This is a genomic window from Paraburkholderia xenovorans (assembly GCF_046030735.1).
GTDB lineage: Bacteria > Pseudomonadota > Gammaproteobacteria > Burkholderiales > Burkholderiaceae > Paraburkholderia > Paraburkholderia xenovorans_A.
Map to the genome: position 1 here is coordinate 105165 of NZ_JAQQBV010000005.1, position 19808 is coordinate 124972.

The following is a 19808-nucleotide window of genomic DNA, read 5'->3' on the forward strand; positions in this document are numbered from 1 at the left end:
AGAACGAGAACGACCATGAGAGTTTCCACGCGCAACGCTTTACGCCAACTCGAGCAAAGCCGTCAGACGCCCGACGAACGCCAGCAGCGCGGCATGCAGTCCGCGCGCGAGCGCTGGTCGGTGCCGACGTCCGCGCATGCGGTTCGCGGGTACGGCATCTGGCAGCGCGCGGTGTCGGCGCTGGTCGCGTTGACGCTGTTCGCCGGTCCGCTCTCGATCACGTTCGAACAAAGCCGCGACGCGGCCGGCGTGCTGGGCGCCGGCAGCCGTCGTCTGGATAACGAAGCATGGCAGCGTATCGTCGATCTGAGCGGGCTGCGGATCCGCTTTGCAATGCAAACGGCGCAGGCCGCGCCGATCGTCGATCCGACTGCGCCGATTACGTTTCAACCGAAGATCACGCAAACCACCGGTGCGGGCGGCGGCGTGCCGGTCGTCAACATTACCGCGCCGAACGCGGCGGGGATTTCGCTCAACAAGTACAACACCTTCAACGTCGATCCGATCGGGCTGATCCTGAACAACAGCCTGATCGCGGGCACGTCGCTGACGGGCGGCAATCTGCAGGCCAATCCGAATCTCGCGGGCCGCACGGCGAGCGTGATCGTCAATCAGGTGACGTCGACAGGTTCCGCGTATGCGAGCCTGCTCAACGGTCCGCTCGAAGTGTTCGGCGCGCCGGCGACCGTCATCATCGCGAATCCGAACGGCATCACGACGAACGGCACCGGCTTCACGAATACGATCGGCGTCACGCTGTCGACCGGTACGCCGCAATTTCTGAGCGATCTGAAGGGTACCGTCACCGACTTCAACAACGCCCAGGCCATCGGTTATAGCGTGACCGGCGGCCACATCCAGATCGAAGGTAACGCGGGCGCGAACGGGCCGGGCGCCGGCATCGAAGGCACGGTCGGCACGATCGACCTGATCGGCGAGACGATCGGCATCAACGCGCCTTTGTACGCCGGTTCGCGAATCAACGTCATTGCCGGGCGGCAGTTCGTGTTGCCGTCGGCGGTGGGTGATACCGGCACTACGTACACGACCTCCACGAACGGATCGGACAACACGGCCAGCGGGATCAACAACGCGAACGGTCGCGCGAACAACGGCCTTGCAATCGATGCGACCGCGTTCGGCGCGATGACCGCCGGCCAGATCCAGGTGATCGGCACGGCGGCCGGCATGGGCGTGCGCACCGATGCGCAGATGGCGGCCAATACCGGCGATCTGCTGCTGTCGTCGAACGGCGATCTGACGGTGAACGGCTCGGCCGCGCAACAGCAGGCCACGCTGCAGGCAAGCGGCAATCTCACGATGACCGGCGCGCACGTGGGCGTCGGCAACTACACGATCGATGCGAACGGCGATGTCACGTCGACCGGGACGATCCTGACCGGCGGCAAGCTCGCGGTGACGGCGGGCGGTAACGTCAACGTGGCGAACGCGCAATCGAACGGCGATACCGCGGTGACAGGCGGGGCAAATGTCACGCTCGGCGACGTGCAGAGCGGCGGTGTGCTCGCGGTGAACGCGCAAGGTAACGACGGCGCCGGCGACATCAACCTGAACGGCACCTCCGTGGTAAGCGGTGCGACGAGTTTGCAGGCCGCCCGCGACGTCAACGTGAACGGGCAGACCAGCGGCAGCACGCTGCACGCGACGGGCGGCCGTGACGTCAATGTGAACGGCGCGTTGCAAACCTCGGGCGATCTCTCGCTGACGGCCACGCAAGGCAGCGTGACGGGCAGCGGGACCGTCAGAAGCGGCAACAACCTCGCGCTGACGTCCGGTCAGAACATCAGCGTGAACGGACAGGTCACCGCGCAAAATGCGGTCGCACTGGGGGCGGGTCAGGACATCGCGGTGAGCGGATCGCTCGCCAGCGGTACGACGCTGGCCGCCGATGCCGCACGCGATATCTCGGTCGTGGGCTCGTTGCTCGTCGGCAGCGACGCGCAGGTGAGCGCAGGGCGTAACCTCGATGTGCCCGGCGTCGTGATCGTGCAGCAGGACGGCGCGTTCAACGCGCAGGGCAATCTCACCGGCAGCGGCTCGGTGGCCTTCGGCCAGAACGGCTCGCTGACCACGGGTCAGGATGTCGCGTTCACCGGCAAGCTGCTCGCCAATGGGCTGCAAGTGACGGCAGGCAACAGCGCAAGTCTCACCGACGTGCAGGCGGGCGGCGCGTTCAACGTAGCAGCCAATGGCGTCAACGGCGGTGGCGACGTGACCTTCAACGGCAACGCGGCAGCGGTCGGTGCAGCGACCGTGCAGGCAGCGCGCGATGTCGTCGTCGACGGCACGCTGGCGGGTGGCTCGCAAGTGACGCTGACGGCGCAGCGCAATGTCGGCGTCGCTACGACGGGTACGGTGCAGGCGGTCGGCGATCTGGCGGTCGCGGCAGTGAACGGCAGCGTGAATTCGAGCGGCACGGTGAACGGCGCGGCGAAGCTTGTCGTCAACGGCGCGCAGGATGTCGCGCTGAGCGGCGCGACGAGTGTGACCGGCGACACCACGCTGACGGCAGGGCACGATCTGAGCATCGGCGGCACGCTCGCGGGCCAGGGCGCGGCGACGCTCAGCGCGGGGCATGACGTGAACGCGGGCGGCAGCAGCGGCTTCGTCAAGGATGTGAACGTTACCGCCGCGAACGATCTTTCTGTGACGGGCGCGCTGCAAGGCGCGAACGTTTCGCTGACGGCGGGCCGCTCGGTCGCGCTGAACAACGTGCAGGCGAACTCGGCGCTGACGGTTGCGGCAAACGGCGGCACGCTGGCAGTGAACGGCCAGGTGGCTTCCTTGTCGAGCGCGACACTGACTTCGAGCGGTGACGCATCGGTCAGCGGCGCGTTGCAGAGCGCGAACGGATTGAGCGTGGCGAGCGGCGGCAATACGTCGATTGCCGGCAGCGTCGCGTCGAACGGCGACGTCACGCTGAAGAACGCGGCCGGTTCGCTGACGAGTACCGGCAACATCCAGTCCGGCAACAACCTGTCGATCCAGGCCTCGCAATCCGTCGACCTCGGCACGCAAGGCACCTCCGCGCTCGGCGACCTGACGGTCGACGCCGGTCAGAACCTGACGATGAACGGTTCGACGGTCGCGCAGGGCAACGGCACGTTGACCGCCGGCGGCGCGATCACCGGCGCGGCGACCAGCGCGTTCGGTCTCGCGGCGAATGTCAGTTCGGGCGGCGACACGAACCTGACCGGTTCGTTGCGCGGCGCCACCGTGCAGACCCACGCGGGCGGTTCGGCCACATTGCACGATGTGCAGGCGGCATCGAGTCTCGCGCTGGCGGCCACGCAGGATCTGAACGTCACCGGTGTCGTTACAGGCGGTGCGGGCGTCACGCTGAATGCCGGGCAGAACATCGGCATCAGCGGCTCGATTCAGTCGGCTAACGATACGGCGTTGACCGCGCAGAACGGTAGCGTCAGTTCGACGGGCACGATCGCCAGCAATGGCGCATTCAATGTGCAGGCGGGCACGGACATCAATCTCGGTGGCACGACCACCGCTGCGCTCGACACGACGCTGAATGCCGCGCGCGATGTCAACGTGAGCGGGATGCTCGCCGGGCAAGGGCAAGGCGTTGTCACGGCCGGCCGCGATATCGCCGGGGCGGGCACGATGACCTTCACGCAGGCGGCCACGCTGAATGCCGGGTGCGACGTCGCGCAGGGCGGTTTGATTCAGGGGCAGGCGGTGCAGGTGACGGCCGCGGGCAACATCGGCGTGAATAACGTCGAATCGGCGAGCACGATTGCGCTGAATGCGAACGGCACCCACACGACGAACGGTCCGGGCAATGTCACGGTGAACGGCTCCGTCGCCGCGGCGGGCGCAGTGACCGCGATGGCGCAGAACGACGTGACGGTGAACGCGGCCGGCAAGATTGCGAGCGGCACCACGGTCGCGATCAATGCGCAACACGACGTCAACGTTGCGGGCGCGGTCGAATCGGTCGGCGACGCGACGCTCACGGCGCAGCAAGGCAGTCTGAACGCGACGGGCGGCATCAATAGCGGCGGTAAGCTGAACGTGACGACGGGGCTCGATCTGTCGCTGGGCGCGAGCACCACTGCGGTCGGCGACGCGACGTTGAGCGCGGGCCGCGATGCGCTGCTGAACGGTCTGCTGATCGGACAGGCGAACGGTATCGTGACGGCAGGACGCGATATCGGCGGCGCAGGCACGCAGGCATTCACGCAGGCGGCGAGTTACACCGCGCAACGCGATATCGCGCTGATTGGTGGCGTGCAGGCGAACGTTATCGATGCAGTGGGCGGCAACAGCGCCGCGCTGCACGACGTCGTTTCGGCCACGACCTTGACGCTCACCGCGAACGGCAACGCGGGTGGCGGCGACGCGGCGATCACCGGCACCGCGACGGCGCCCGGCGTCGTCACGTTGAGCGGCGCGCGCGATGTGTTTGTCAGCGGTTCGCTGACCACCGGCGATGCACTCACGCTCGCGGCACAACGTAACGTATCGGCGAGCGGCACCGTGCAAACCACGGCCGGCGATCTGACCGCCAAAGCGACGACCGGCAGCATTGCGTTGACCGGCATCACAACCACGTCGGGTGCATTGAATCTGAGCTCGGGGCTCGATACGCAACTCGGCGGCCGGATCAATGCGGCGAGAGAGGTGAGCGTCCAGGCGGGCCGCGATATCCAGTTGAGCGGAGCGCTTGCCGGCCAGCTCGGCGGCGCGCTAACGGCGTCGCACGATATCAACGGCGCGGGCACCGCTGCGTTTGCTCAGGCCGCAACGCTGAATGCGTCGCATGATGTTGCGCTCACCGGCGCGTTGCAAGGCGCGAGCGTCGCTGTGACGGGCGGCAACAACGCGGGCCTCGGCAGCGTGCAGGCGGTGACCGGCAACCTCGCCGTCATCGCGAACGGCAACGCGGGCGGCGGTGATGTGACGCTCGGCGGCACGGCGACCGCATTCGGGACGCTGGCGCTGCAGGCGTCGCGGGATGTCGGCGTTGGCGGCACGATCAACACGGGGAGCGCGACGACGATCTCGGCGGCTCGTAATGTCACGCTCGCCGATGTCAATTCGGCCGGCGACCTGACGCTCACTGCGACCAACGGTAATGCGAGCGCGGCGAATCTCACGACACAAGGCAATCTGACTGCAAACGCGGGGCAAGCGTTGAGCGTTTCCGGCGCGACGACAGTGGGCGGCAACGCGCAGCTCACGTCGGGCGGCGACATGACGCTGGGCGGCGGCATCGGCGCGCAGAACGTGGGCACGCTGACGGCGGGTGGTTCGATCAACGCGGCATCGGTCGCGTTCGGCCAGCAGGCTATGTTGAACGCGGGCGGCAGTATCGGCGTGACCGGCGGCGTCGCAACTAATGGCGCGTTGAACGCGACAGCGGGTAACGATCTTTCGATGGGGGCCGCGCAAGCCGGCGGCGCGATCGCGTTGCAGGCGCAAGGACATAACGGCGCAGGCGACGTGAACGTGAGCGGTGCGCTCGCTTCCGGCGCAGCGCTCAGCGTGACGGCCGCGCGTGATGCGACGGTGAGTGGGAATGTTTCGTCGACTGACAAGATCACTGTCGCCGCGGGCCGCAATCTCACGACGGGCGGCACCGTCGGTGCAAATTCCGATGTGACGCTGACTGCGACTGGCGGCAATCTGAGCGTCGGCAGCACGGTGACGAGTCAGGGAAGTTTCAGGGCCACGTCGGGCAGCGCGCTGACGTTGAACGGTGAACTGGTCAATGGCGATACGACGATCAGCTCGGGTGGCAATGCGGCGTTGAATGGTGCATTCCTCGGTCTTGGTTTTGCGACTATCAATGCGGGCAGTTCCATTGGAGGCGGCGGCTCGCTGACGTTCGGCAAGGACATTGCGATCGGTGCGGGTGGCGGTATTACGCTCGGCGGGATTCAGGGCGCGGGCCTGTTCAACGCGACCTCCGCGGGCGATATGTCGTTCGGTGCGACGACTGCGGTAGGCAATGCCACCGCGCGTTCTACGGGTGGCAGCGTGAGCTTCGGCGGTGCGCTGCAGTCCGGCGGCAACGTGACGATCCAGGCTGCGCAGAACGCGACGGTGGCGGGTGCGGTGTCGTCGATGGGGACGGTGAACGTCACGGGGACGCAAGGCAACGTGAATGTGGCCGGTGTGTCGTCGAACGGTGACACGACGATGAACGCCGGACAGACGCTCACCTTGAGCGGCACGAGCACGGTGGCAGGACAGTTCACGCTGGGTGGCGGCAACGTTACGTTGAGCGGCTCGCAAGGCGGCTCGAAGAACGTGAGCGTGACCGCGCAGGGGACGCTCGATGCGAACCAGGCGTCGATGGTGTCGACGGGGAACATGCAGTTCAGCGGCACGAACGTGACGCTGGGGGCGGTGATTGTTGGCGGCGCGTTGACGGCGACGGCGACGAATCAGCTTTCGCTGGTCGGGTCGGCAGTGGATGCGGTGGGGGCCGCTACGCTGACTTCGGGCAACGGGTTCTATAACGCGAGCCAGGTGCTGTCGGGCGGCGCGCTTTATGTGTCCGCGCCGGATCTGACCAATGCGTCGGGTGCTTCGCTTGCGTCGACTACCACCACGACGGTCAACGCGACGAACTTCACGAATGCGGGTCTGGTGAATGGTTCGTCGACCCATGTGACGGTGGCGGGTGGGTTGAATAACACCGGCGGTTCGTTGATGGCGGTGAACGGTCTCACGATCAACACCGGCTCGCTGAACAACCAGAACGGGATCATCTTTGCGGGGAATCCGAATACGCCGGATGAGCAGGTGACCGGCGATGTTTCGCTGACGATCAATGGCGGGAATGGTTCGTTCTATAACGCCGGTGGGCAGTTGCTCGCGCAACGGAACATGGGTGTGAGCGCGGTGAACATGGCGTTCGATCCGTCGCAGGGGACGATTTCCCAAGGCGGTCAGTTGTCTATTACCGCAGGGTCGATCAGTAATACCGGGACCTGGAATTACGGCGGGCAAGGTGTGACGCTGACGGGGCTCAATGGGATCGCTAACTACGGGAAGATGACGGGGACGGCGGGGCTGACGCTTTCCACTAATGGCACGTTCACGAATTTTGGGCAGGTTACGGGTAGTGACGTCACGTTCAATGGGACATTGAGCAATGCGGCCGGGGCGGTGATGCATGCGGACGGTACGCTCGCGCTCAATGGGAATACGACGAATCGCGGGACAGTGGAGGCTGGCAGCACGCTTTCGGTGACGGGCGGGAATTACGATAATCAGGGGGCGACGACGCAGTCGAAGGGGGACGCGAACTTTAATATCGGAGGGACGCTTACTAATACTGGTGGGTCGATATTTGCGGGGAATAACGTCAATATTAGCGCGGGGGCGGTCGTCAACGATCAAACTGCACCGGGCCCCGCCGTTACGACCACGTCTACAATCAGCGACCCATCGTTGCTCTGGACTGGAGCAGTTGGCACGGAAGCTTACTCGTACCAGTATAAGTACGGCGGAGAAAATGGCTTCGAAGGCGTAGCGGGCGTGACCGTAAGTGCCACGCTGGGCGATCTGCTATCCCCAACGGGGTCGGCGACTGGAACATCGATTGGGCGAGGGATTGGTTTTTGCCAGTCGAATTGTGGACTTGTTGCGTCCCAGCCCTACGGCGCTTCGGGCACCGTTACGTTCAATGACTATCAGGGCGTCTGGACCGTAGGCGCGGCTCCCGATCCAACTGCGCAGGCCTCCCGAACGTTCACGCTACCGTCGGTCTATCAGACTGCCCAGACGCAGCATGCCGGAACCTCTGGTGTTATTTCTGCCGGAAATTCGATCACGCTGTCGGCAGGTTCCTTGTCGAATCGGGGGGGGCAGATTGCTGCGCAGGGCAATGTTTCGCTAAATGTTCAGTCGCTGGCGAACGGTGCTATCGCACCTACGCTCGCGTACCAATCCACGCAGGTAGTCGATCAGGGCCAATATTCCGCGTTTCTCTCGCAGATTGCAGCGTTGGGCCTGGTCGGCATATCCCTTGGCGGCCAATCTGGTAGCGATGAGTGTGACTCGCAGGGTTGCGGAATTGGCAGCGGCCTGCCACCAGACACTTTCCAGATTGCTACCGGGTCGGCGGCGCCGACGTCTACAGGCACGCTCGTTTCGTCCACTCCCACGGGCATGATTGCCGCTGGCTATAACCTGGTAGTCAACGGTGGCAATCTGGTCAACGGGGGCTTGCTCTACGCCGGCAATAACGTTGTCGTAGGCGCCGCGAGGCTAAGCAATCAGGGCGGTAATCAACAGAACTTTTCGTCGCAGGTGGGTTGTGCGGCAGGTGTGCCGAGTTCTGCTTGCGGAACGGGCGGGAACACCCGCGGCTCGAATCCGACCACGACGACTTTCGGCTATAACCAGAGCGACGCAACGATATACGCCGGTAACGATCTCGTGATCGCGGCCGGTCAGATCAACAACACGTTCGGCAATCTGCTTGCGGGTCATGACATCGTGATCGGCGGTGTTGGCACGACCGCGAGTTCGACTACCCCGGCGACGAGTCTGAACAACACATCGGGCAATATCGTCGCTGGCAATAACATCACGTTGAACGTCTCGGGCGCTATCACCAATAACCTGCCACCGCCCGTGCCGGTGCATCAGAACTATGGCATGAGCGAGCAATACTCGGGCTGTATGACTGCAGGCGGCTATAAGGAAAGCTACTGTGAAGGCTATGTCGATCAGCAATCGGGTAGTTCGTCGGTCATCAGCGCGGGCAACAACCTGCAGATCAACGCGGGTAGTCTGACCAACATTGGTAGCCTTATCGCAGCGGGAAATACCGCGACGATTGCAGTCAGCGGTCCGGTCGTAAATGAAGCACAGACGCTCAACGCCTACTGGCACTCGCACTGGGTTCAGGAAACGGGCCTGTTCAGCAGCGACAAGCGCCATGACGTATGGGCGTGTGGATCGCCAGCGGAGTGTACGGCGCTGTATGGCAGCGCTTATACGAGCGCGGGCGGTACGATCGATCCGCCGCAACCCGTCGGTAACATCGCTGCGACGATCCAGGCACCTAACCTGTCTATTACTTCCGGCGGTCAGATTCAGAACGTCGGCAATGTGATCGGTACGTCTGTTTCGCTGACGGGCCAGAAGCTGATCAATGGCATTACGACGGCCAACACCTATACACCGCGTGTGAACGCACCGTCGCAAGTGATTTCGCTGAGTCCGGTCGATCTGCCTGGGCTGAACCTGTCCACGCCACGTGCGGTCGGCGGCACGATTCCGACGCCGGTCGCGGGTAAGGCATCGTATGTCGACGGCTCGCTTGGCGCGTCCGCGATCGGCAATCTGAGTCCGCAGGATCTGTTGACGGCGCTGCCGGCCAATCTCCAGCCGAGCTCGACGCTGTTCTACTACAACCCGCAGGAAGAAGATCTGTTGCTGCAGCAGTCGGCCTTGCAGCAGACGGGCAAGGCAAGCTTCATCGATGGGTTGACGTACGACAGCAAGACCAACACATCGGTGACGGAGCAGGAGAAGGCCTATCTGTACCAGAACTCGCTCGACTACGCGAAGGCGAACAACCTGCAACTCGGCGATGCGCTGACGCAGACGCAGATCAATGCACTCGACAAGCCGATGCTCTGGTACGTCGAGCAGACTGTGCCAGACCCGACGTGTTCGGCGACCGGCTCGGCCACATGCCCGACCGTCACCGCGTTGATGCCGCAGGTGTATCTGCCGCAGAACACGAGTGCGATGTCGGCGGGCGGCAACATCACTGGCACAGACGTTACGCTGAACTTCGACAAGGGAAGCGGCGGCAGCATTCTGAACACCGGGAGTATTGCTGCTTCCAGCACGCTTACCGTCAATACGGACTCGCTGACCAATCAGGCAAACCAGGTCAACGTCGGTGAGATCTGGAGCTACGTCAAGGACGAGGGTTACTCGAAGACGACCGGCACCGAGGTCCAGCCGGGCGGCTTCATGAGCGCGGCCAACATGGATCTGAACGTACAGACGCTCAGCCAGATTGGGGGCGCGCTGCAGAAGCTTAATGCGGACGGCACCGTTGACCAGGGCGGCACCCAGCAGTTGCTGACGAGCCTGCAGCAGCAACTCGGCAGCGCCTTTGCCCGGTCTACGCTCCAGGACAACCTGCACACGGACTTTATCGCGCAGGGTGGTGGAGTTCCGACTTTTGTCGTTGCCGCAATTGCAATTGCAGCGTCGATCGTGACCGGTGGGGCGACACTTGCTGCGCTAGGGCCGGTTCTTTCGGGCGCGCTGGCGGGCATGGTCGGTGGGTTTGCATCTCAGGCGTTCTCCGGGAATGGTCTTGATGTCGTTCAGATCGCAGAGGCCGGTGCAGTCGCCGCGCTGACGGCGGGAGCGTTTTCGGCAGCTAACGTGGGAGGGACAGCGGCTCTTCAGACGCTCGGTGGCAAGATTGCGAGCGGCACAGTTACAGCAAGCGATATCGGTAGTGCCGTTGGGCTGATTGCCGAACGAAGCGTTATCACGGCAGGCATTGACACGGCCATCTATGGCGGAAGTTTTGGAAACGCGCTGGGACATAGTGCCCTCAGCGATGTTGCGGCGGTAGGTGCGGCTACGATTGGTGCTGCGTCTATGAACAACCAATCCATGTTCGCTGAAGGGGGGGCGGGGTATGTACTGGCTCACGCCGGTCTAGGCTGTGCAGTGTCGGCGGCGGAAGGTACGGGGTGCGCTGGAGGTGCCATTGGCGGGGCGGCTAGTGCGATTGTGGCACCGTACTTGGTTGATCAAGCGGGCGGACTAGCTAACCTGACCGATGGACAGCGTACCGCAATCGTCGGGGCGTCGACGTTGCTGGGTGGATTGGCGGCCGGCGCACTTGGACAAAACGCGGCAGGTGGTGCTAACGCGGCTACAAATGAGTCTCTCAACAACTCGACAAACCCCGAAGATCTCGCGCATGGCAAAGATTTGATACCACTTGAGAGTGGTGGTGGAAACGGGATTGGTACCGGTGGTAACAGTGCCGATAATACAGCGCTGGGAGATATTGCCAGTGAGCTTGGCAGCGCTGTAAGCAGCAAGGTCAGCAGTGCATGGAATTCGGCTGCTGAGTGGGTAGAGACCGAGTTTGGATTTACTACCACCCCGGCCACAAACACTCTTCCCACAAATTACGCTGTAGGTAAGGCAGCTGAGGTCGAGGTGCAAAACTTCGTAGCTGACCAGCCTGGCGTTACCGTTCAGCCGCAAGTAAGTCTTATTAATGGTTCTACGCGTGCGGTTGCGGATCTCGGAGTTAACGGGGTGCCAAATTCGACGGTGCGATTGCCACTCGGCTATGTGGCCGAAGATCTCAACGGAAACATGCTGGTCGACGCGAATGGCAATCCGGTGACCTCAGTTAAGCTAAACGCACAAGGACAGGCAGTCTTGGAAGTCAAAACTGGCGGAGCAACCACAACATCGAATCAGAGTACGGTATATCCGGCGGTACAATCGGGCACGGCCTCCGGTACTGGGCAAGGAACCAATGCGGCGAAAGCTAATATGAATGGACCTCTTTCGCCTACGCCCGTCGTTATTGTTCGAAAGGTTAACTAGCTATGGGCACACTTAAAACGGAATTATTTGGACTTTGCAAAGATGTTGCTGTCGAATTTCATGGATGGGAGTTCTCTGCCGGTAAGTTCAAAAATAGCTCATTGAAGCATACGGAACTCATTGTCGATCCGGGTCTTTCTTTTGATCGTGGGTTTGGTCACCTCCAGCCAAGCATTGCCTTGAATAACAAGCGCGCGACAAAGCTGAGTAAACAATTGCTTGGAGAGGCAATACCGACTGCGATCGTTAGCTTTCAGGTCATCGCTCATCTACTGACGGCTACGCCAGAGCCGCTCAGGTTGTCCTGCCTCGTTTGCGACGATAAGGCGCAGTACATGTCAACTGTTCGTCAGTCCAATCGCTTTAGTGAAGGTGTGCTGGAAGACCTTGATGCGCGGTCGATAGATCTAAAGAATGCACCCACTGTGTTGGCCGCTATGCTGAGAGACGGAATTTCGTTTATTGAGGGGCACTATAAATTAGTCAATGAGGAAAGCTTGTTGGGAAATCTCCCTGCGAAATATTCAACTCGCAACGAGATCCCTTATGACGAAATGGAAAGGCAGAAGGGCGTGATGATGTGCCTCGTACATATCCTTCAAGGCGATTTTGATTTTTTGAATCGTTACCGGAGTGAAGATTTCAAGACGGTATTCCCAAAGCGGATGGGCGAATTGGATAAGATTGGGACTGCGCTACCAGATTTGAAGAGACGCTTCGTGGAAACGGGCTCAGTTATTTAGCATGGCATGGAGTTGTTGCCACAAACAATTCGCCAAATTTCATTATTTCGCCCGGCGGAACAGCTTATCCCGTTCCCAACGGTGCAACTGGTCCCACGCCTGTAGTCAATCCTTCTGGGAACCAGACGGGTGTAGCATTCACGGGCGGCCAGGGTGGCGCAAACGGGCAAGTCTCGACAATGCGTATCATGAACCCGACAGATGCGCGCGGGAGCAGTCCTGGCTATCCAGACGGCTACATCAAATATGAGAATTCAGTGCAGCCGAAGCCGCAAGGAGTTGACCCATACACCGGCAAAACGTTGCCGAACTCTCAATCGCATTTCCCAATTACCAAGTGAGCGCGATATGGATGAAACCAAACTTTCAGTGATCATTGGTAGGGCTGTCATGGACGCGGATTTGACGCCTCAGGACGCAGGTTTGTTGTTCGAAGAAGAGATTACGCTGAATCTTTATAACAGGTACACGGTGACCGGTCTCATCGGCCCCAGCGCAAAGGCACTGATCGGGTCACGAGTGACGAATGTCACGGAAACTAGTGAGCACGCGATCCTCGAATTCGATTCCAATGTCCGCATCGAAATTGACTTGACTGATGATGCATACACGTCGCCAGAAGCTATGCAACTGCGTGTTCCCGGGAGTCCAATCATGATCTGGAGTTAGAGCGTGTTAGGGACTTTATGAGAGACCTGGTATCCTGGCGGAATGAAAAGAGCAGACCGCAAAGGGTATCCGACGGGTGTGTCGGACGAAGAATGGAGTTTCGCAGCGTCCTATCTGACGCTGATGGACGTTGGTGCGCCACAACGCAAATACGAACTGCGCGACATGTCCGCAGGAAAGAACCGGGAGGGTTCAGAGGAAGAGGCGCGATCTCTCGCGCCTCTCTCTACCACTCTCCTCCTCTTGCTCGTTTCAATGTTTTGGTGTGGTCACCAATGTGTTCGCATCTCTGCGCACAGATTTTCGACTCGCTGGCGTTTCGAGCTCATCATCTGACCTAGGCATCTCCAATTCGCCCGCTGCCTCTGCAAGCAGATTCGCCGCAATTTTTGAGGTAATACGACTGTGAGCAATCCCTCGTGCATCAAGCGCGATCACTTGATATAGCTCTCGATCGCATTCAAGATCGCGCGCGTACTGTTCAATTACGCCGAGCATCAGTTCCAGCAGATTGTGCTGGCGCGTGCGTTCGTCGGTGGTGAGAATCGGAGTTCTGCGGATAGACGCTGTCAGTGTGGCGAGCTTATCGAGTTGATCGATATGCCGTTCGTAGGCGTGGAACGTTGCCAGTGCGAGTTTCTCGTATTGGAGCGCGTCGACGGGTGGACGTTGTGAGGGGATGGTCGGCTTGTTCGTCTTGATCATGTTGCGATTCCTAATCAATCCATGAATCGCCCGACACTCGCGGATGGGGTGAGCGGGCACGTGACGAGGTTGACAGACCGGGAGGTAAACCATAACCGGCGGGCCTTACGGCCCCCTCGCCACGGCCCACCCATTGAAAAAGGGCGTGCATGTGGGAGCACTACCCACTTTCGCGGGCAGTGCGGCTTACCTCAGCGAGCTGTCAAACCCGCGCCGTTTTGTCTAACGGCAGGAACAATCTAAACCAAATAATTTTCGGGACGAGCAACCGAACAGGCTAACCGCGCGAATTATAACTAATCTTTACACTTGTCCCGGCGTCGTCCTGGAAGAGAAGGGAGCGCGTCAAAAAATGTAGGACATAAGTCGCCTAGCCATGAAGGCTAGATCGTCTCTGCCGTTGTTAAGAGCATTACAACAACGAGTATCTATGTGTCGCGTACGGTCGGCGGCACGATTCCGACGCCGGTCGCAGGCAAGGCATCGTACGTCGACGGTTCGCTTGGCGCGTCCGCGATCGGCAACCTGAGTCCGCAGGATCTGTTGACGGCGCTGCCGGCCAACCTCCAGCCAGGCTCGACGCTGTTTTACTACAACCCGCAGGAAGAAGACCTGTTGCTGCAGCAGGCGGCCTTGCAGCAGACGGGCAAGGCAAGCTTCATCGACGGGTTGACGTACGACAGCAAGACCAACACATCGGTGACGGAGCAGGAGAAGGCCTACCTGTACCAGAACCCGCTCGACTACGCGAAGGCGAACAACCTGCAACTCGGCGATGCGCTGACGCAGACGCAGATCAATGCACTCGACAAGCCGATGCTCTGGTATGTCGAGCAGACTGTGCCAGACCCGTCTTGCACGGCGACGGGCACGGCTACGTGTCCGACCATCACGGCGCTGATGCCGCAGGTTTATCTGCCAAGCGATACGAGCGCGATGTCGGCCGGCGGGAATATCTCCGGCACTGATGTCACGCTGAACTTCGGCAAGGGAAGCGGCGGGAGCATTCTGAATACCGGAAGCATTACGGCTTCCGACACGTTGACGGTCAATACTGATTCACTGACGAACCAGGCGAATCAGGTCGATATCGGTCAGATCTGGAGCAAGGTTAAGGGCGGGTACGTCGAAGAGACGGGCACAGTGGTTCAGCCGGGCGGCTTCATGAGCGCGGCGAATATGGATCTCAACGTGCAGACGTTGGATCAGATCGGTGGCGCGTTGCAGAAGCTCAATGCGGATGGCACCGTTGATCAGGCCGGCACGCAACAGATGCTGGCTGCGTTGCAGACGCAACTGGGATCGAATTTCACGCAGACCTCGCTTAGCGACAATCTGCATACGGACTTCGTGAAGGAAGGCGGTGGGTTGCCGACTTTCGTGGTGGCGGCCATTGCTATTGCAGCGTCGATTGTGACGGCTGGGGCGGCGGCGGCCGCAATGGGCGCCACAATGGCAAGTATGACGCTCGGTCAGTCCATCGTTGTGGGCGCACTTTCGGGAATGGCGGGCAGCGCGGCCAGCCAGATTGCATCCGGTAACGGGCTGGATTTTGGAGCGTTGCTTGAGGCCGGTGCCGTGGGGGCTCTTACCGCAGGGTTGACCAACGGCATCACTTACAACAGTACGACGGGGTCGCTTGGGCTGGGCAATCTTGATCAGGGGTTGAATAGTCTTCCGCAGAACGTGAGTACGTTGGGACAACTTGCGGGCATTAGCAATATTGGAAACTCGCTGGGTCAAGTGGCGCAAGCAGGGTCAGTTGCCGCAAGCAATCTGCCGGGACAACTCATAGCCCTTGGCGCGACCGCAACGATTAATGCAGGTGTTGAGACGGCGATTGAGGGAGGCAGCTTCCTCAACCACTTGCAAGCGGTGGGCATTAGCGATGTGGCTGCGGTTGGGGCTTATGAAATCGGTAACACTTCTGCTCCGCTTTCGCTTCAGAACGTGCTGGAACATGCAGCATTGGGCTGTATCGCCAGTGCAGCGAGTGGAAGTGGGTGTGGTGGGGGGGCCATTGGTGGGGCCGCGAGTGCGGTTGTGTCGCCGTTGCTGCTGGGTGTGATCGATCCGACGCATGCGCCGTTGGATAATGGCCAGCTCGCAGCACTCAGTGCATTCGCGACGCTGGCAGGTGGAGGTCTCGCCGCGCTAGCAGGTGTGAATACGCAGGGTGCGGCAACAACTGCGCTGAATGAGGCGCTGAACAATACCGCCGAGCATTGGGACAAGCCGGGTCAGCAGAAAGAGGCGGAGAAGTTCACGGTGTCGCCGACGGCGCCGCAGACCTCGACGGATCCGCAGCAGGCGCAACAGGGAGGCGGGGGCAACAGTGATCCTGAAGCGGTGACGGTGGGCAAGGGCACTCCGGCGCTCGCCGCTGGTGCCACAAACAATACGGCTGGGAGTCCGTCGTCGACGTACGATACGTCTATTACGAATGCGGGAAGCGAATATCTGAACGTAAAGACAAACGTTACCGCCGACCAGTTCGAGTCAAATTTGATTTCGAACGGGTATAGCGTTACTAACCAGGGTACCAACAAGAACGGTTCCTTCACCGTCCTGAACAACGGTACTTCGACGTATACCATCTATACACGCACAACAACGGGCCAAGCTGGAGGTCAGTACTTTGGACCGGGCGGTGTGTCGGCGAAGTTCTCTCTTAACCCGAAGTAGCAGGGAAATGTTGACATGAGCAAAATGAGTGCTAGTGGCCGATTGGCGGCATTTGAAAACGTAAAGCGATCGGTAAACGTTGACACGTTACTACCGAGCCTGGTGTTCGCCGGAACGTGGGCAAAATTCTTTTTTTGTGAATCTGATCGTATCTTTGGTGCGCACTTTGTCGGCGCGGTGACGGAGCTGATGCGCTTGGAGGGTGGCACGGTAGCGTGCCTTGCTAACCTTGATTTAACTCCTGTCTCGGAGTTAGCTGGCTTCGCAGCAATTTATGTAGATCGAGCCACGACCACTGAGCAATATCGCGATGCACTGCAGGCAGGTGGCCCGCAGAGTGGCTGGCTTTACAGGATGGATAGGTATGCCTGCGCCTCAGACGCGGGCTCATGGTGCATTTACTGCGAGAAGAGTAACGATGTAGCGGTGATCGCGTTGCGTGATAATTCCGACGCTGATTGGTCACGTGGCCCGCTTACGCAGCTATGGGCTAAACCAATCGAGGAATTGGTCGACGGAGGTTCTTCTCCGCTCTTTCCGTTTGATATGTTGGTGCCGGATTGGCGGAAGGGGCTAATCGACACCTATGGAAATGGCCCATCGCACGATGGCTACGACGGGTAGCGGGCAGGTTATTGCCGCGCGCTCCTGACTTGTTGCCACAAACAACGCGCCTCTCGGTCTTGGTTCAACCGGACGGGCTATCCCGAACAACCTGCAGGAGCAACTGGCTCTTCAACAGGCGATGTCGAACCCGGCGGCTGGAGTACAGTTGCCCATCCCCCTGGGCGACTCGCGGTGGCCGGCCACCGACGGTTGGGTGAAAATGTCGCAAAACGTGAATGGTGTCGAAATACACTACGTCCGGAATGTCAACTCCGGTGCCGTTGATGATTTCAAATTCAAGTGAGAGCTATGCGCGCCCTTTGTAAATCGAATACCGGTATAAGTCTTCCGGAGAACGCGCGCTGTCGCGGTGAAACGGATCGCACTGAATTTGCGCCCCTTAAAGTCGGCGACGAGTACATCGTCTACGGCCTGATGTTCCTATTCAGTCGGGTCGACTTTCTAGTGTGTCCGGAAGGCGCAGGTCCTTATTGGATGCCAAGCAATTTATTTACGGTTACGGATTCGGCCACTCCTGCATGGCAAATATGTCTGACGGGACAGGTTCGTGACTACCAGGGGTTGCTAGCGACGTTCGGTATTGCAGCGCTTGTCGGCTACGACGCGTTGGTTAGTGACTATCAGCATTACGTCGGAATTATCGAGCGTGACCCTGTTCAGCTCCAAAGGTTTTTCGCCGCAAAGCAATCGGTAGACCAATGGCAGAGCGCTCGGAGCGGGAGTGATCTGATTTAGGTTTAGCAACGTGTTGGTGTTGCCACAAACACGGCAGCAGGAACCGCGAATTCAGTAAGTGGTGCTAGGCTTGGTATGCAGCTTTCGGCTGAGGAGGCGGCTGGCGCTCAAGCGCGCCAACGTCGATCTCAAGTTATTCGGACCACGCCATCCAACAAATTGCGGGCCGAGACGGTGGGATCGGTGTTAGTCAAGCGGCGGTTGATGATGCGTTTGCGAATCCAACGGCCATCCAGTATGTTCCGAGTAAATATGGTCCGACTTTCAAATACGTCGGGCAGAACGCAACCGTGGTGGTCAATCCAGAAGGCAATGTGGTTACCACATGGGGTACAAGTGCAGCGGGAGTCGGGAAATGACAATGACGCTAACCGATCGTCAAAAGGAAATCGTAAGCCACTTGCGTGTTAAAGACGCAGGGAAGAGCGCAACAGCGTTTGATAGCTTGGAAAACGGGGAAATGACCCTTTCCGAAATTGATGCGCTTTGCGGGCTTATCAATGCTGAATTCATGATGGAAGGCATATTGCCGACTTTTGAACCGAACGAGTACGGGTTAGAACTGGAGAGATTGCTTGATCTGATCAACAGACCTCGACTGAGCTCATAGTCTTGTTGCCACAAACAGTCCATCGGCATTGCAACAGGGATCGAATTTGTTCTCATCGAATGCACCAGGAACCGTCCAGATCGGTGGAACGACGCTGACCGAACTACCGAATACTAAGAACAACCGCAGAAGCTTACGTTTCCCCTAATAAGACGCTGACCGCGCACGGAGCAAGTAATGACTATCCGAAAATCCTTATTATTCACTGCACTCTTCTCCGCAGGATGTGCAGCGCTATCCGCCTACCTCAACCTCGCCGGCACTAGTTCATCAACCGTTCCAACTCAACCCGTCTGGATGATCGAGTTGCACATCGGCGCAGCGCTATTCGGCGCATTGTTATTCTCGCGATTCATAATCGGAAGTCCGGCCGCCCTAAACGGGCCGTCGTCAAAATCCACTTACGCGGTAGGCATGGTCCCGCGCATAGGCGCAGTCAACTTCTTCATTCCCGGAAAAAACACGTTCTTCTCCTTGAAACGAAACACCCAATTGCTGGGGTTTATCGCCTGCCTGATGATCCAGTTCATCTCGGTTCAAACGGCGCCTTTGGGCGGAGCGCATCCTGACCAGTCCGGACGCCCCGCGCGCATGAACGCATCGAAGGGAAGCTTGGCCACGTAATCGCAGACGATGGGACTGCGCCACGATTCACCTTCCAGCAGTTAAAAGCACTCTGCGGTATAACTACAGCCTCGCTTCCCACACCGCAAACCCATGCCCCACTACTTCTACGACCCCGCCACCGGCCACGGCCTCCCGCACGACCCGTTCAAAGCCATCGTCGCCCCGCGTCTGATCGGCTGGATCTCCTCGCGCGATAAACAAGGCACGCTAAACCTCGCGCCCTACAGCTTCTTCGGCGCGTTCGCCACTTTCCCGGCGATCATCGGCTTCTCGAGCGAAGGCCGCAAAGACAGCGTCTCCAACATCGAAGCAACAGGCGAATTCGTCTGGAACCTCGCGACAAAGCCACTCGCGGAGCAGATGAACCGCTCATCGGCGCCGGTCCCGCCGCACGTCGACGAATTCGAACTCGCCGGGCTCACACCCGCGCGAGGCCGCAACGTCGACGTGCCGCATGTCGCCGAATCGCCGGCGGCGCTCGAATGCAAGCTGCTGCAAGTGATCCGTCTGCACAACCTGAATGGCGAACCGATGGACAACTATCTATCGCTCGGGCAAGTGGTGGGCGTTCACATCAACGAGGCGTATCTGAAAGACGGTCTGTTCGACACGCACGCCGCGCAGCCGATCATGCGCGCGGGCTATCGCGCCGACTACGCGCAAATAGGCGAGATGTTCGAGATGTATCGCCCGACCGCCTGACCCTGAGCATTCAAGAAAACGTTTGAATCGGCACGCGCCGCGCAATCCGGCGCGTCATCGAACTGATCGCGTTCCCGCACGCCGCCAGCCAAAAGCCCAAAAAT

General features: G+C 60.0%; 9 protein-coding genes and 1 pseudogene. 9 read left to right on the plus strand and 1 reads right to left on the minus strand.

The features are described 5' to 3' along the window. Positions 1–15 precede the first annotated feature (15 nt). The 4 genes and pseudogenes from PQQ51_RS06690 to PQQ51_RS06705 all read left to right on the plus strand — a co-directional run. Positions 16–11601, plus strand: coding sequence for a beta strand repeat-containing protein (locus PQQ51_RS06690; protein WP_408495863.1), 11586 nt, complete (start codon positions 16–18; stop codon positions 11599–11601). Positions 11602–11603: 2 nt separating this feature from the next. Next, positions 11604–12344 carry a hypothetical protein gene (locus PQQ51_RS06695; protein WP_408495865.1) on the plus strand — a complete coding sequence of 247 codons (741 nt, stop codon included), beginning with the start codon at positions 11604–11606 and terminating at the stop codon, positions 12342–12344. A 348-nt stretch (positions 12345–12692) separates the two neighbouring features. Then, positions 12693–13013: a hypothetical protein gene (locus PQQ51_RS06700; protein WP_408495867.1), complete on the plus strand. Its 321-nt coding sequence runs from the start codon at positions 12693–12695 to the stop codon at positions 13011–13013. A gap of 42 nt (positions 13014–13055) precedes the next feature. Then, positions 13056–13181: pseudogene (locus tag PQQ51_RS06705) on the plus strand (IS5/IS1182 family transposase); the annotation flags it as partial. A gap of 84 nt (positions 13182–13265) precedes the next feature. Here the strand turns inward: PQQ51_RS06705 and PQQ51_RS06710 are convergent. Beyond that, positions 13266–13718 carry a hypothetical protein gene (locus tag PQQ51_RS06710; RefSeq protein ID WP_408495869.1) on the minus strand — a complete coding sequence of 151 codons (453 nt, stop codon included), beginning with the start codon at positions 13716–13718 and terminating at the stop codon, positions 13266–13268. A gap of 432 nt (positions 13719–14150) precedes the next feature. On the opposite strand from PQQ51_RS06710, the gene PQQ51_RS06715 reads away from it, so the two are divergent. The 5 genes from PQQ51_RS06715 to PQQ51_RS06735 all read left to right on the plus strand — a co-directional run bounded on the left by PQQ51_RS06715 (position 14151) and on the right by PQQ51_RS06735 (position 19704). Next, positions 14151–16403 carry a DUF637 domain-containing protein gene (locus PQQ51_RS06715; protein WP_459252343.1) on the plus strand — a complete coding sequence of 751 codons (2253 nt, stop codon included), beginning with the start codon at positions 14151–14153 and terminating at the stop codon, positions 16401–16403. 15 nt (positions 16404–16418) lie between these two features. After that, positions 16419–17027: a hypothetical protein gene (locus PQQ51_RS06720; RefSeq protein ID WP_408495870.1), complete on the plus strand. Its 609-nt coding sequence runs from the start codon at positions 16419–16421 to the stop codon at positions 17025–17027. Between the two features lie 1093 nt (positions 17028–18120). After that, a complete protein-coding gene (locus PQQ51_RS06725) occupies positions 18121–18375 on the plus strand; it encodes a hypothetical protein (RefSeq protein ID WP_408495873.1) in 255 nt (84 codons plus the stop codon). A 177-nt stretch (positions 18376–18552) separates the two neighbouring features. Beyond that, positions 18553–18999, plus strand: a complete 447-nt coding sequence (locus PQQ51_RS06730) for a hypothetical protein (protein WP_408495874.1) — start codon at positions 18553–18555, stop codon at positions 18997–18999. Positions 19000–19092: 93 nt separating this feature from the next. Beyond that, positions 19093–19704 (plus strand): flavin reductase family protein, encoded by a 612-nt coding sequence (locus PQQ51_RS06735; protein WP_408495875.1) that lies wholly within the window; start codon positions 19093–19095, stop codon positions 19702–19704. Positions 19705–19808: the final 104 nt, after the last annotated feature.

Bases quoted from the DNA above. Each gene is read 5' to 3' on its own strand.
- PQQ51_RS06700 (WP_408495867.1), top strand. From the start codon at position 12,693: ATGGATGAAACCAAACTTTCAGTGATCATTGGTAGGGCTGTCATGGAC.
- PQQ51_RS06690 (WP_408495863.1), top strand. From the start codon at position 16: ATGAGAGTTTCCACGCGCAACGCTTTACGCCAACTCGAGCAAAGCCGT.
- PQQ51_RS06710 (WP_408495869.1), bottom strand. From the start codon at position 13,718: ATGATCAAGACGAACAAGCCGACCATCCCCTCACAACGTCCACCCGTC.
- PQQ51_RS06725 (WP_408495873.1), top strand. From the start codon at position 18,121: ATGACAATGACGCTAACCGATCGTCAAAAGGAAATCGTAAGCCACTTG.
- PQQ51_RS06720 (WP_408495870.1), top strand. From the start codon at position 16,419: ATGAGCAAAATGAGTGCTAGTGGCCGATTGGCGGCATTTGAAAACGTA.
- PQQ51_RS06730 (WP_408495874.1), top strand. From the start codon at position 18,553: ATGACTATCCGAAAATCCTTATTATTCACTGCACTCTTCTCCGCAGGA.
- PQQ51_RS06695 (WP_408495865.1), top strand. From the start codon at position 11,604: ATGGGCACACTTAAAACGGAATTATTTGGACTTTGCAAAGATGTTGCT.
- PQQ51_RS06735 (WP_408495875.1), top strand. From the start codon at position 19,093: ATGCCCCACTACTTCTACGACCCCGCCACCGGCCACGGCCTCCCGCAC.